9 protein-coding genes are annotated in these 15,303 nt (G+C 44.2%); 8 read left to right on the forward strand and 1 reads right to left on the reverse strand.

From position 1 onward, the window contains the following. The first annotated feature begins 22 nt into the window (after positions 1 to 22). The 6 genes from HPS54_RS05745 to HPS54_RS05770 all read left to right on the forward strand — a co-directional run bounded on the left by HPS54_RS05745 (position 23) and on the right by HPS54_RS05770 (position 10,823). Positions 23 to 1,375: a glycoside hydrolase family 28 protein gene (locus tag HPS54_RS05745; RefSeq protein WP_253951947.1), complete on the forward strand. Its 1,353-nt coding sequence runs from the start codon at positions 23 to 25 to the stop codon at positions 1,373 to 1,375. A 757-nt stretch (positions 1,376 to 2,132) separates the two neighbouring features. Then, positions 2,133 to 4,604, forward strand: coding sequence for a bifunctional UDP-N-acetylmuramoyl-tripeptide:D-alanyl-D-alanine ligase/alanine racemase (locus HPS54_RS05750; protein WP_172344507.1), 2,472 nt, complete (start codon positions 2,133 to 2,135; stop codon positions 4,602 to 4,604). A 230-nt stretch (positions 4,605 to 4,834) separates the two neighbouring features. Next, positions 4,835 to 6,286, forward strand: a complete 1,452-nt coding sequence (locus tag HPS54_RS05755; protein ID WP_172344508.1) for an MFS transporter — start codon at positions 4,835 to 4,837, stop codon at positions 6,284 to 6,286. 411 nt (positions 6,287 to 6,697) lie between these two features. Beyond that, the gene (locus HPS54_RS05760) at positions 6,698 to 7,978 is read left to right on the forward strand and encodes an ATP-binding protein (RefSeq protein ID WP_172344509.1); all 1,281 of its coding nucleotides are present in this window, start codon (positions 6,698 to 6,700) and stop codon (positions 7,976 to 7,978) included. Positions 7,979 to 8,451: 473 nt separating this feature from the next. Further along, positions 8,452 to 10,623, forward strand: a complete 2,172-nt coding sequence (locus HPS54_RS05765; protein ID WP_172344510.1) for a hypothetical protein — start codon at positions 8,452 to 8,454, stop codon at positions 10,621 to 10,623. Positions 10,624 to 10,637: 14 nt separating this feature from the next. After that, positions 10,638 to 10,823 carry a hypothetical protein gene (locus HPS54_RS05770; RefSeq protein ID WP_172344511.1) on the forward strand — a complete coding sequence of 62 codons (186 nt, stop codon included), beginning with the start codon at positions 10,638 to 10,640 and terminating at the stop codon, positions 10,821 to 10,823. A 136-nt stretch (positions 10,824 to 10,959) separates the two neighbouring features. Here the strand turns inward: HPS54_RS05770 and HPS54_RS05775 are convergent, their stop codons facing one another. Next, positions 10,960 to 11,700 (reverse strand): nitroreductase family protein, encoded by a 741-nt coding sequence (locus HPS54_RS05775; protein ID WP_172344512.1) that lies wholly within the window; start codon positions 11,698 to 11,700, stop codon positions 10,960 to 10,962. A 593-nt stretch (positions 11,701 to 12,293) separates the two neighbouring features. Between HPS54_RS05775 and HPS54_RS05780 the strand changes: the two genes are divergently transcribed. After that, positions 12,294 to 14,855, forward strand: a complete 2,562-nt coding sequence (locus HPS54_RS05780) for an adenosylcobalamin-dependent ribonucleoside-diphosphate reductase (protein WP_172344513.1) — start codon at positions 12,294 to 12,296, stop codon at positions 14,853 to 14,855. A 13-nt stretch (positions 14,856 to 14,868) separates the two neighbouring features. Continuing rightward, positions 14,869 to 15,237 (forward strand): dihydroneopterin aldolase, encoded by a 369-nt coding sequence (gene folB / locus HPS54_RS05785; protein WP_172344514.1) that lies wholly within the window; start codon positions 14,869 to 14,871, stop codon positions 15,235 to 15,237. The last annotated feature ends 66 nt before the right edge of the window (positions 15,238 to 15,303 follow it).

Raw genomic sequence — 15,303 nt, forward strand, 5'->3', positions numbered from 1 at the left:
GAAAAGAATTACAGCTCTCATCATGATATCTGTCCTATGTATCGAAGCATTTGCCGTAAACAGATATCCGGAGGCAAGGCGCGACTCTATACTGAAATGTATAACAGGGGCGAGAATGCCGTCGTATAAGATAAACATACTGCAAGCCGGCGCCAAAGGAAACGGCATCAAAGACTGCAAGCCGGCGTTTGACAAAGCCATGCGGACGGCAGAGAGAAAAGGAGGAGCACACATCATCGTTCCCTCCGGAACTTATATCATCAACGGTCCGATACAGTTCGTGAGCAATGTCTGCCTCGAACTGCAAGAAGGTGCTGTACTTAAGTTCTCGTCCGATCCGCGCCATTACCTGCCAACGGTCAGGACATCATGGGAAGGAACCCTGCTTCAGAACTACAGCCCGATGATTTACGGATACGGACTTACAAACATCTCTATCGTCGGCAACGGCACCATAGACGGCAACGCGGCAAAAACTTTTGCCACGTGGAGAGCAAGACAGAAGACATCACAGTCGTTGAGCCGTGAATATAACCACAAGGAAGTTCCTGTAAACGAAAGGAACTTCGGCGAGGGACATTACCTACGTCCACAACTGATACAGTTTTTCAACTGCCGCAATATCACAATAAGCGGTGTCTTTATCACCAACTCTCCGTTTTGGTGCATACATCTGCTCAAAAGCGAGAATATAATATGCCGCGGACTGCGCTATGACGCAAAGCTTGTCAACAACGACGGGATTGACCCGGAAGCATCACGCAATATTCTCATCGAAGACATTTCCTTTAACAACGGCGATGACAATGTGGCGATAAAGAGCGGACGCGACAACGACGGTTGGCGTCTGCTTGTCCCCGCAGAGAACATAATAATACGCAACTGCTGCTTCAAGGGACTTCATGCCGTGGTAATGGGCAGCGAGATGTCTGCCGGAATACAAAATATATTCGTGGAAGACTGCACGTTTGCCGGATATTGCAAACGTGGAATATACGTCAAGACCAATCCCGACCGCGGAGGTTTTGTCCGCGACATATACATCCGCAACTGCGAGTTCGATGAGGTTGAAGACCTTTTTTATGTAACAAGCATGTATGCCGGCGAGGGGAACGGCAGCAAGAACTACTCTGCCATAGAAAACATTTATGTTGAAAACTTGCGTTGCCGCCGTGCCAGGGCTGCCGGCATTGTGCTCCAAGGCACTGAAACCAAGCCCATACGCAATGTTACTTTCCGCAATGTGAACATTGACAAAGTAGAAAATGCCGTAAGTATAGACAATACGGAAAATGCAGTAATGGATAATTGCCACTTAGGCGGCAAAGCCGGAATACCGACACAGGCCTCGCCAAAGGACAATCTGGGATTGTAATGACTGTCGTATCATATATTTAATCATCCATATTGTAGAAGTTTGGCTGTATAAAATAATGTGATTCAGGCGTTTTTATCACCGCCGGACTTGCATTCGATATGCAAGGACATAGCATGGCATCCTTAAACAAGCGTTACAGATTTCTGTACTATATGCTACAGATCTCTCTACTATATGCTACAGATCTCTCTACTATATGCCACAGGTTTCTGTACTATATGCTACAGATTTCTCTACTATATGCTACAGATTTCTCTACTATATGCCACAGATTTCTCTACTATATGCCACAGATTTCTCTACTATATGCTACAGATTTCTCTACTATATGCCACAGATTTCTCTACTATATGCCACAGATTTCTCTACTATATGCCACAGATTTCTCTACTATATGCCACAGATTTGTATCTCATATGCGATAGATTTAAATCTCATATGCGTTACGTTTCTATCTCATATGCGTTACATTTACATCTCATATGCCGCAGAAATCCGTACAGCATGTTTTAAGCTCTCATACACCTTTCGGAGGTGGTTTTGTAATATAACAAGGAAAACAAAATCGTCGAACTAACATTAAAATACATAACCCCAAAAAGACATGCGGGTTGACAATATGACGATATGATGAACGAAAAATCTTTATTCTTCGTTTATCATTCTTCATACAAAAGCATTACCTTTGCATTCAAAGTAAGTATATCGGCATTTAGTCGATGAAACTAAATGCAAGTTAACTATAAATACTCAGATGAAATATACAGTTGAAAAGGTAACAACACTTATAGGAGCACGCCGTATAGGCAACACCGATGCAAACATCGGCTGGCTGCTCACCGACAGCCGCTCGCTTTGTTTTCCGGAAGAGACTCTGTTTTTTGCCATAAGGACGGAACGCAACGACGGGCACAGATACATACCGGAGCTTTATCGCCGCGGGGTACGCAACTTTGTTGTAGAAAAAGTGCCCGAAGACGGTGCCGCTCTGTTTCCGGGAACAAATTTCCTTAAGGTTGTACGCCCCATAGAAGCGTTGCAGAGGCTCGCCGAAAGACATCGCGACGAGTTCGGCATTCCGGTGATAGGCATCACGGGAAGCAACGGAAAGACGGTGGTTAAGGAATGGCTGTACCAGTTGCTGTCGCCATCGTTCGTAGTGACGCGAAGTCCGCGCAGCTACAACTCGCAGGTAGGTGTGCCGCTGTCGGTGTGGCTTATGCACGAGCACACGCAGATAGGCATATTCGAGGCGGGTATAAGCGAGCCGGGAGAAATGTCGGCACTGCACGACATCATACAACCCACGATAGGCGTTATAACGAACATAGGCGATGCACATCAGGAGAATTTCAATACGCTTGAAGACAAATGCAACGAGAAGCTTAAACTGTTCCGCGATTCAAAAGTGATTGTATATCCTGCCGACAACCATGTCATTGCCCGCTGTGTTGAGGCGAGCGGATACAGGGGCAGGCGCGTGGCATGGTCTGCAACCGACCCCCGGGCGGCTCTTTATGTCAAGAATATATCAAAGACAGGCACCACAACAACCGTCACCTATATATATAAAGGTATAGAGGCACGATACGAACTGCCGTTCATAGACGAGGCGTCGGTAGAGAACTCAATAACGTGCGCCGCCGTGGCACTGCACATCGGACTGAGTCACGACACGCTGGCAACACGTATGGCGGCAATAGAGCCGGTGGCAATGCGACTGGAAGTGAAGGAAGGCAGGCACGGATGCACGCTTATAAACGACTCGTATAACTCTGACATCAACTCTCTCGACATCGCGCTTGACTTCATGAACCGCCGTCCCGACCATGCCGGACGCCGTCGCACGCTGATACTCAGCGACATCTGTCAGAGCGGCAAGAACGGGGCGGAACTCTATACAGAGGTGTCCGGTCTTGCACGAAAGCGCGGGGTGGAGAAGCTTATCGGCATCGGAACGGACATAACGGCATATGCCGACAGGATAGACATAAACGAGAAACATTTCTTTTCCGACACCGACACGTTTGTGGCAAGCGATGTTTTCCGCTCACTGCGCGATGAGGTTATATTGCTTAAAGGCGCACGTTGCTTCTGTTTCGACCGCCTTACGGAACTGTTGGAGCAGAAGGTGCACGAGACAATACTCGAGGTTAACCTCGATGCCGTGGTGAACAATCTCAACCACTTCCGCTCGTTCCTCAAACCGGACACAAAGATTGTGTGCATGGTTAAGGCGAATGCCTACGGAAGCGGTGCGGTGGAAGTAGCAAAAACATTGCAGAACCACCGTGTAGACTATCTTGCCGTGGCAGTGGCAGACGAAGGTGTGACGCTGCGCAAGGCAGGTATAACGGCGAACATCATGATTATGAATCCGGAAATGACGGCATTCAAGACCATGTTCGACTACGACCTTGAACCGGAAGTCTACAGTTTCCGTCTGCTCGATGCCCTTATAGCCGCAGCCGGCAAGGAGGGCATAACAGGATATCCCGTACATATAAAATTGGATACGGGCATGCACCGTCTGGGCTTTAACCCCGAGACGGACATCGACAGGCTTATAAAAAGGCTGAAAGGTCAGAATGCCATAATACCGCGCTCGGTGTTCTCGCATTTTGTAGGTTCGGACAGCGACGACTTTGACACATTCTCCGCCATGCAGTTCGAGCGCTTCGACAAGGCAAGCCGCAAGTTGCAGGAAGCATTTACACATAAGATTTTACGTCATATCGACAATTCCGCCGGCATAGAGCATTTCCCTGAAAGGCAGCTTGACATGTGCCGTCTCGGATTGGGGCTGTATGGTATAGACAGCCGCGACAACTCCATTATAAATAATGTGTGCACGCTGAAGACAACAATCCTGCAACTGCGCAATGTTCCGAAAGACGAGACCGTGGGCTACAGCCGTCGCGGCATATTGACACGCGACAGTGTCATTGCGGCGATACCCATAGGATATGCCGACGGGCTGAACCGTCATCTCGGACGCGGGCACGGTTACTGTCTCGTAAACGGCAAGCGCGCACCATATGTGGGAAACATCTGCATGGACGTTGCCATGATAGACGTTACGGATATCGATTGTCATGAAGGCGACACCGTGGAGATTTTCGGCGACAATCTACCTGTAACCGTTCTTTCGGACATACTCGACACCATACCTTACGAAGTACTGACGGGTGTGAGCGAGAGAGTGAAGAGGGTGTACTTTTATTAATTAAGAATTATGAATTAAGAATTTGCCGGCGCGGTGTTTTCAGTATTTATAAGTCCTATAAGCCCTATAAGACTTATAAGTCCTATAGAACTTTATTTAGAAAAAGACCACATTGCGCCAGCCAATTCTTAATTCTTAAATCTTAACTCTTAATTAAAAAGAGCGTTATATAAATAATTTTGTGTATCTTTGCAAAGATTTATTAATAATAAAACCTTAAATAAAAGAAAATGAATCCTGTACAAACTACAAAAATGACAAACTGGCGTTGGTGGATTTGCGGCTTGTTGTTCGTTGCGACAACAGTCAACTATCTTGACCGTCAGGTGCTGTCGCTGACAGCAAAGGAGTTTATCTATCCTGATTTCCACTGGACGGATGAAGACTATGGTAACATCACTGCTTATTTCTCGATTTTCTATGCTATCTGCATGTTGTTTGCAGGTAAGTTCGTAGATTGGATGGGAACAAAAAAAGGATATCTCTGGGCTATCGGAGTGTGGAGCTTCGGAGCCTGTATACATGCCGGTACAGCTATTGCCACACAATATATCCACGGTTTGGACAGCCTCGATGCAATGCGTGCCCTTGAAGACGGTTCTTCGGCAGCGCTGGCAGTGGCTTCAACCGGAGTATGGCTTTTCCTCGTTTGCCGCGCGATACTTGGTCTTGGTGAAGCAGGAAACTTCCCCGCCGCCATTAAGGTTACGGCAGAGTATTTCCCAAAGAAAGACCGTGCATACGCTACATCAATATTCAATGCCGGCGCTTCTGTAGGCGCATTGGCAGCTCCGTTGATGATTCCGCCATTGGCAAAGGCATTCGGTTGGGAAATGGCATTTATAATCATCGGTGCTTTGGGCTTTATCTGGATGGGCTTCTTCGTTAAGTGGTACGACAAACCCGAGAAGTCTTCGAAGGTGAACAAAGCAGAGTTGCTGTATATTCATCAGGACGATGAGGCCGAGGATATCAAGAAAGACGACGCAAAAGAAGAGAAGCAGATACCTTTCCTCCAGTGTTTCGGATACAAACAGACATGGGCATTCATCGTGGGTAAGTTCTTCACCGACGGTGTGTGGTGGTTCTTCCTGTTCTGGGCTCCGGGCTATTTCCAGGATGTGTATGGTTACAAGGCTTCTTCAGGCACAGGTATGTTGCTGATTATGACATTGTATGCAATCGTAACATTCCTTTCCATTTATATCTGCAAGTTGCCAACATACTTCGTTGACAAGAAGGGTATGAATCCGTACGCAGGTCGTATGCTGGCAATGATGCTTATAGCATTCATCCCACTGGTATGTGTGTTGGCACAGCCGTTGGGTGAGTATTCGGCATGGTGGCCCGCAGTTATCATCGGTCTTGTTGGTGCAGGTCACCAGGCTTGGTCGGCAAACATATTCTCTACTGTAGGTGATATGTTCCCAAAGAGCGCCATTGCAACCGTTACAGGTATCGGCGGTATGGCAGGCGGTGTTGGATCATTCCTTATCAACAAGGGTTCCGGTCAGCTCTTTACGTTTGCAGAAGAGCAGGACGCAGCATTCACTTTCCTCGGTTTCGACGGCAAGCCCGCCGGCTATATGATTGTGTTCTGCATCTGTGCTGTTGCTTATCTGCTGGCATGGTGCATCATGAAGGTTCTCGTACCGAAATACAAGCCTATCGTTGTCGAATAATCATTATTCACAATAATATAAAAGATAAGGAGTGTACCGACGTTTGGGTACACTCCTTTCTTTATTTTTAAATCACGTCATTCTCTATTCGTTTTCTCCATAAGAATATATGCATGTATTTGCTCGCACGAGGATGTAAAGACTTTTTCTTGTAAAAGTCCGTTGTACAAGCCTTTGATTCTAAGATTGTTAGTAACAGAGTTTTACAATGGAATACCAACAAAGGTAAGGATGTATTGATTGTCTTTACCATGATTTCTGCAATTTACCGGAGTTCGCACACTTGTTTTTTGCAATTTATCGGAGTTTAAAGTGTAAAAATCTGCAATTTATCGGAGTTTATATGCTCTATTTTTGCAATTTATCGGAGTTTTAATTATCTTTGCGCTATCTCTCTTATCATAAACAGTTATGGATTCCAATGTTATATACAAGACAATTCTTGATCAGCGAGAAGAACTTTCTCTTATGACAAATGAAGATTTTGTATACCGCAATGAGGTAAACCAAATCTCTTTGAATACAAAACAGGCACAAGTTGTTATTGGTGTCAGACGAAGTGGTAAATCAACACTTTGTCACATGACTCTGCGCAATGCAGGTGTAGTTTACGGTTATGTCAACTTTGACGACGACCGTATGGCTAATCTTATGGTGGAGGACTTAAACTTTGTTCTTGAAGCTATCTATCGTGTATATGGCAATGATGTGAAACACATTTTCTTTGATGAAATACAAAATGTAAACGGTTGGCATCTTTTTATCAACAGATTGCTCCGCCAAGGCTTGCACATTGTTATAACGGGGTCTAATGCCAGACTTTTAAGTTCAGAACTGGCAACTCATCTTACCGGACGCTATAATGAAATAAGGCTCTTCCCGTTTTCTTTCAGAGACTATTGTGTTGCAAAAGAAATAGAAACTGATATTCCAACGACAAAGAATATGGCTTTGTTGAAAAACACTCTTGATGAATATCTGATAGAAGGTGGTTTTCCTGAAATAGCATCTTTGCCAGATAAACAAGGATATGTAGGTAGTCTGATAGATGCCATTATAACCAAGGACATCATGCCGCGCTTTCATATTCGAAACGCCAATGCTCTTAAGACATTAGCCAACCACCTTATCAATAACGTAGGGCAAATAATAAATATGAAAGAACTTGTTGAAACTTTGAAGATAGGTTCAGACAAGACAATACGAAATTATATTGACTTTCTGGCTCAGGCTTTTTTGATTGTCCCATTGACAAAGTTCTCTTATAAAAGCAGCGAACGCCTGAGGAGCAATAAAACATACATTGTTGATACGGGAATGCTCACGTTCAGACCAAATCTTCTCGCAACGGAGAATTTAGGATGGAGACTGGAAAACGCTGTATTGCTTGAACTTCAAAGGCGTAACATGCCGTTATGCAGGGATGTTTTTTATTATCGCCCGGTTTCCCGATTAAAAGAAGTGGACTTTGTCATTGCTGAAAGAGGAAATGTGATGGAACTAATACAAGTCTCATACGATATCGGTACCCCCAAGACATTGTCAAGAGAACTTAGTGCACTTGTTGACGCATCGCGAAAGACAGGATGTAAGAAATTGACTTTAATAGCCTGTTCGGAAACAAGAAAAGAGAAAATTTCAGACATGGAAATAAATGTCATTTCGGCAATAGAATGGTTGTTAGCAAGATAGTGCTTGTAATGTCTGTCATAAATTGATTTAACGTCAACTTGATATAAGCTAACACTCTGCAAGATTTCTCTCCGAAGTATCCCAATCCATATTATTTGGAAAGTCTGTTCCTTAATCTCAGGTGCTTCGGGGAGCAATCCTACTTGCTCTGAGAATGATTAAATGCAATTAATGTTTCATGTATAGTTTTTGTGTTGAGCAGACATTATTTTTTATTGTACTTATTAATAATATATGTACTTATATAACATGTCAATATTGAATATTTATTAAAGCATTATACCGTTTTATTAAATAAGATTAAATTACCCCCCGATTTCTTAATTTAATACAATTGTATTACTTTAGCTTCACCTTTTATTAACAACAATCAGCGCATCCGGCTAACTGAAAAACATGAATGCCTCCTCTTTGTGGCTATAAAAAGAAAGACATGACTACTATAAATGTAATACTTAAAACTAATAAACGACATGAAAAAACTATTTACTTTATTAATGCTGATGGTGTGTGCCGTCGGAACGGTGTGGGGACAGAACAGTTTTTCTGTAATTCTTGATGGGGAAGCAATTCAAGAATCTCCATTCTTTACAATAAGTAATTCTGGGAATTTTAATAAAAATTATACTGGTACTTATGAAGGTAGAGCTTATACAAAAGGATATAAATTGGATTCTAAAGGAAATGTAAGTTTTACAACAACAAAAGAAGCAACTGTAATGATTGTACAGTCACTTTCTAAATATTCAGAGAAGGTTCCAAAATTTGACACTGATAATTTAGCAACAAATAACCGTGTAGATGATATTACAAATAAAGTTGGTGTATATACATTAACAAATGTTCCTGTAGGTTCACATTCTATCTCAAGAGGAAGTGGTGAGACTGGAATACTTTTTATAAAAGTTGACTATCCTCAAAAAGATATTACATCGGAAGTCGTGACAACCGTTACAATAAACGGAGTTCAAATAAGTCCTGAAGACTTAACAACATTAATTGAAACAAAGAACCTTACTTTGGACCAGGCTATATATCAAACGGCACCAACTGTCATATTTACAAATACAAAGACATATTCTGACAATTCAAATGAGACTGAAAATATAACAGCTGAAATGACAGAAGATGCCGACTTCTTTATTGCCACGGCTGTTATAGGTGGAGACACATATACAATAAAAGTGGGAAGAGACAAAAGCGTTAAATCGAATGATGCCACACTGAAATCTCTCAATGTAAACAACGAACCAATTAACGGATTTAATGCCGAAACGTTGTCATACGATATAGAACTTCCATTCGGTACAACGGACATACCGACAATAACTGCTGAAGCTACAAGTAGTGTGGCAACTGTTAGTGTAATTCAGGCAACGACACTTCCCGGAACAGCCACTGTCAATGTAACAGCAGAAGACGGTACTACTGTAATGTCTTACACCGTGAACTTTACGGTTGCAAAAGGCAGCAACGAGAAAGAGCTGAAACAGGCTATGTTCAGTAATGGATTTGACGGATTTATAAAGGGAAACACCATAGAAGCCTATTATATGGAGGGAACAGAAGTTCCGACACTGAACGCAACTGTCTCAGACAAGGCTACGGCAACGGTAAACGATAATACGCTTACTATTACAGCGGAAGACGGTACGACAGCCGAATACACAATAATATTGGAACCGGTATCGCCATATACTGGACTTGGTCGTGTATTTGACGGAACAGAGACAGACTGGATTAAAACAGGGTACTCATTTGATGCAGAAACAAACAGAGGTTGGAAATTCTCAAAGAACCATGATAAAAACACTCCATCTGATTTAAGTCGTATTATTGACGGTAGAAACCGACTTTATTTCTTCGTAGATGCTTGTAATGACGTAACGTTAAAGACAGCAACCGGAATTAGCAATGCACGCAAAATAAAAGTCTATGTAAACGGAAAGGAAATATCCGGTGTAACAGAAGCACCTAAATATTCGGCAGGAGCCGGGATTAACATAGAATGCGGTTCTTCTTCTCCTTGCATGATTGCAATTGTATCGAACCAAGATGGCGGTGACGGCGGTTTCGGTGAAATCGTTGTAAATAAACCTGCACCTGTTTCAATCACACTCAACAGCTATGGTTACAATACATACAGCAATGCCAACACTGTGACTGTAGAAGGCGCTGTGGCATATACATGTACGGTAAACAAAGAAACAAGCAAGGCTGTGCTTAAAGAACTTGGAACCGTAATTCCTGCCGGTCAGGGAGTGCTGCTTAAGGGCGAGAATGGCGGAACTGTGACTTTTGCTTTTGGAGGTGAAGAACCTGTTATTGAACAGAACGATTTCCAACCTGTATTGAAAGAAACGGCAACACCTACGGATAAGGCTATTTATGTGCTTAACGGTAATCAGTTCAAAAAGTATATAGGTGCAACACTTGTTGCAAACAAGGCATATATAGAGCTTGGTTCTGCAGCTGAAACAAAGGCATTGAGCATTGAATTTGGCGGAGGAACAACAGACATAGACGGAATTACAACGGCTGATGTTGACGACAATGCCCCTGTATACAATCTTAACGGTCAGCGCGTGAACAGAAACACGAAAGGAATAGTTATCAGTAACGGAAAGAAAATAATAAACAAGTAAACCTTAATACAATCATGAAAAGACAATATATCACACCACAGACAATGCTTCTAAGGATATCTACGGAACAATTTATCGCTGCATCAAATCCACAAGATGACGAACTGGATATCACAGAAGATGAAACAGAAGCCATGGAGACAAAAGACTATAGCTTTAATCTTTGGGAAGATGATACCGAAGAAAACGGTGAATGGTAATTACTAATCTATAAACAATAAATTTAACACCGTCGACAGCGAATGCTGCCGGCGGTGTTGTCTTTTATATCCCTTTATATTCTTCTGTCTCCTCTTTATCTTCCTCTATATTCCCTTATCTCCCTCTATCTCCCTCTTATTTAATAAATCCCTGTTTCTTCAGTGCGTCCATAAGTGTTTCGGACATGTGCTCATTGTCGTTCTTGGTATAGCGGCAGTCGGTGAACACTTGTGCAAGCGTCTCTTTGTTGTTTATTTCAACAAAGTTCCTGTTCTCCGGCAGCGCCTCTTTTGCGGCATAGAAACGGTCTATATCTGCCGCTGTGTAATCACTGTATGTCTCGTTGTGTACGAACGAAGCAAGAGGAAGACGGTCGCTTTGCGGCGGATTCTCATCGGGCCAGCCGAGAGTTATCGTTGCCACAGGCATTACAAGTTTGGGAAGTTTAAGGGTGTCTATGATGATTTGCGGACAATATACCGTCGTTCCGAGGAAACAATACCCCAGTCCCTCTTCCTCTGCAAGGTTACAGAAAGTCTGTGTATACAGCAACGCATCAGTGGCAGCATTGACAAACGACAGGAAATTGTCATATCCGGGCGTCGCCTTACGGTTATTTGCCCACACGGTTGTACGGTTGAAGTCGGCACAGACCGTCAGCACCACGGGGGCAGAAGTAACCATTGGCTGATTAAAATGAGCCGGGGCAAGCCGCTCTTTCATCTTGATGTCTCGTGTAACGACAACGCTATACAGTTGGAGATTGCCCATTGTCTGTGTACGTGCGGCAAGTTCAAGCAGTCTGTCGAGCTGTTCATCCGTAACTTCGCGCGATGAATACTTTCTTATACTTCTTCTTGTTTCTATGGATTTCATAATCAATAATGTTTTGTTTTTAATGCCTGATATAGTCTTAAGTAAATGTTCAAAATTAAACGTATATATTATAATCAGTTGGCGCTGTATTTACTTTATCATTATCTTGCACGTTCTTTTGGTGCTATTTTCCCATGTCTCATCGGTCGTGTAGCCCGCTACACTCACTCTTCGGACATGAAAAAACAGCACCAAAATAACATACAATATAATAATAATTAATTTCAAACATCTACTTATTACATAATCCGATGACAAAAATACATATAAAATCGGAAAGAGACAAGTCTTTGCACAATAGAGTATACCATGAAAACATCGGCATCAGGATGAACGGAATATTCTATTGTATACATAAATCCGGAATAACAGACAATGGTTTTATTCGTTTTCTTATCCCGAATCCGTATATTGTACAACATATTAATAAGGCGAGAATTTCGAAAAAAAGAAAATCTGTAGTATTGAAATATTGAAAAGTTATCCGTTTCGGAAAACAATGCTTCATTTTTTTATTAGCAAATAATCACAAAAGTGTTTTCTTTTATCAAAAAATGTTCGTAGTTTTGCAACATTGATTATACACTACTATAATGGAAAATAATAAAACTTATTCTTATGATGAGGCTTACGGTGCCTCGCTTGAATACTTTAACGGTGATGAACTGGCAGCAAGGGTATGGGTAAATAAATATGCCCTTAAGGACAGTTTCGGCAATATATACGAAAAATCGCCTGAGGATATGCACCACAGGATTACAGATGAGGTGGTGCGTATAGAGAATAAATATAAGAACCCGATGAGTGCCGAAGAAGTTTTCGGGCTTCTTGACCACTTTAAATATATAGTACCTGCCGGAAGTCCGATGACAGGTATAGGCAACAACCACCAGGTGGCATCGTTGTCCAACTGCTTTGTTGTGGGACTTGACGGCGATGCCGACTCATACGGTGCCATATTGCGCGTGGACGAGGAGCAGGTACAGCTGATGAAGCGTCGCGGAGGCGTGGGACACGACCTGTCTCATCTGCGTCCGAAAGGCTCTCCCGTGAACAATTCCGCACTGACATCCACAGGTTTGGTACCTTTCATGGAAAGATACAGCAACTCCACACGCGAGGTCGCACAAGACGGACGGCGCGGTGCACTGATGCTCTCCGTAAGCATTAAGCATCCAGACAGCGAAGCCTTTATCGATGCAAAGATGACCGAAGGCAAGATTACCGGTGCCAATGTGTCTGTGAAAATAGACGATGACTTCATGCGGTGTGCCACGGAAGGCAAGGAATATACGCAACAGTTCCCCGTAGAAAGTGACAATCCCAAGATGAAATGCACAGTTGATGCAAGCAAGTTGTGGGCGAAGATTGTGCACAATGCTTGGAAAAGTGCAGAGCCGGGAGTGCTGTTCTGGGATACGATAACACGCGAAAGCATCCCCGACTGTTATGCAGATCTGGGCTTCAAGACCGTATCTACCAACCCATGCGGCGAGATACCTCTTTGTCCTTACGACTCGTGCCGTCTGCTGTCCATAAACCTTTATTCTTATGTTGAAAATCCGTTTACGGACAAGGCACGCTTTGATTTCGACCTGTTCCGCAAGCATGTTGCCATGGCACAGCGCATAATGGACGACATTGTGGACATGGAACTGGAGAAGATAGACCTTATAATGGAGAAGATAAAGCGCGACCCGCAGAGCGACGAGGTGAAGGGTACCGAGTATCATCTGTGGGAAAAGATAAAACGCAAGAGCGGAATGGGACGCCGTACCGGCGTCGGTATCACAGCCGAGGGCGACATGATTGCGGCGATGGGACTGCGATATGGCACGGAAGAGGCAACGGCATTCTCTGTAGAGGTACACCGCACGCTTGCACTTGCCGCATATCGCTCGTCTGTTGATATGGCAAAAGAGCGTGGAGCGTTCGAGATATTCGATGCCGGACGCGAAGCTGCAAATCCGTTCATAAACAGAATAAAGGAAGCCGACCCGCAGTTGTATGCCGACATGGTGAAATACGGACGGCGCAACATAGCCTGTCTTACCATTGCCCCGACAGGCACAACAAGTCTTATGACGCAGACAACAAGCGGAATAGAACCGGTGTTCCTACCCGTATACAAGCGTCGCCGTAAGGTTAATCCCAACGATACCGACGTGCATGTGGACTTTGTTGACGAAACGGGAGACTCGTTCGAGGAGTATATCGTATACCACAACAAGTTCATAGAGTGGATGAAAGTCAACGGCATAGACACGGCAAAGCGTTACACACAGGAAGAGATAGACGAGCTTATAGCACGCTCACCTTATTATAAAGCTACCGCCAACGATGTGGACTGGCTGATGAAGGTGCGCATGCAGGGCGCAATACAAAAGTGGGTGGACCACAGCATAAGCGTGACTATAAACCTTCCCAACAATGTCGACGAGGCTCTTGTAAACCGTCTGTACGTAGAAGCATGGAAGTCGGGCTGCAAAGGCTGTACGGTATATCGTGACGGTTCGCGCTCGGGAGTGATGATTGCCGTAGACAAGAAAAAGAAAGGCGGCGACAAGAGTGGCGGCACACAGTTGCCCCCGTGCAGTCATCCGCAGGTTACGGAAGTACGTCCCCAGACATTGGAGTGTGATGTCGTGCGTTTCCAGAACAACAAAGAAAAGTGGGTGGCTTTCGTAGGACTGCTCGACGGATATCCCTACGAAATATTCACCGGCTTGCAGGACGATGAGGAAGGCATTGTGCTGCCAAAGACCATAACAAAGGGAAAGATCATAAAACAGACCAATGAAGACGGCTCGCACCGTTATGACTTCCAATTCGAGAACAAACGCGGATACAAGACTACGGTAGAAGGACTGAGCGAGAAATTCAACCCAGAATACTGGAACTATGCCAAACTGATATCCGGCGTGCTGCGTTACCGCATGCCTATAGCCCATGTCATAAAGCTTGTAGGTTCCCTGCAACTTAAGAGCGAGAGTATCAATACATGGAAGATAGGTGTGGAACGTGCATTGAAGAAATACATAGTTGACGGTACGGAGGCAAAGGGACAGAAGTGCCCGGTGTGCGGTCAGGAGGCATTGGTATATCAAGAAGGATGCCTTATCTGTAAGAACTGCGGTTCGTCTCGTTGCGGATAAAACATCGAAGACAATGGAGATTGTTGGCAGCAGTGTGTTCATAAAGAACATGAAGTTCTATGCCCGTCACGGTGTGATGCCGCAGGAACGTGTCACGGGAGGCGAATTTACGGTCAGTCTGCGCGTGGGTTTCCGCGCCGGTCGTGCCGTCGAGAGCGACGATGTGGCAGACACGCTGAACTATGCAGAGATATATGAAACGGTAAAGCGTGAGATGCAACAGCCGTCGGCACTGCTCGAACACGTGGCGGGACGGATAGGCAAGAGCATTCTCTGCGCCATGCCGAAAGCGGAAACAGTGGATATAACCCTGTCGAAGACCAATCCTCCCATGGGGGCAGATGCCGGATGTGCCGGAATAGAACTGTGTATCAGGAGATGATGAGGCAGTGGCATATAGGGAAATAAAGAGAGTTAACAGGGATATATAAACAGGAGACCGAGGGAG

It is taken from the genome of Xylanibacter caecicola, assembly GCF_013166515.1.
GTDB classification, from domain to species: Bacteria; Bacteroidota; Bacteroidia; order Bacteroidales; family Bacteroidaceae; genus Prevotella; species Prevotella caecicola.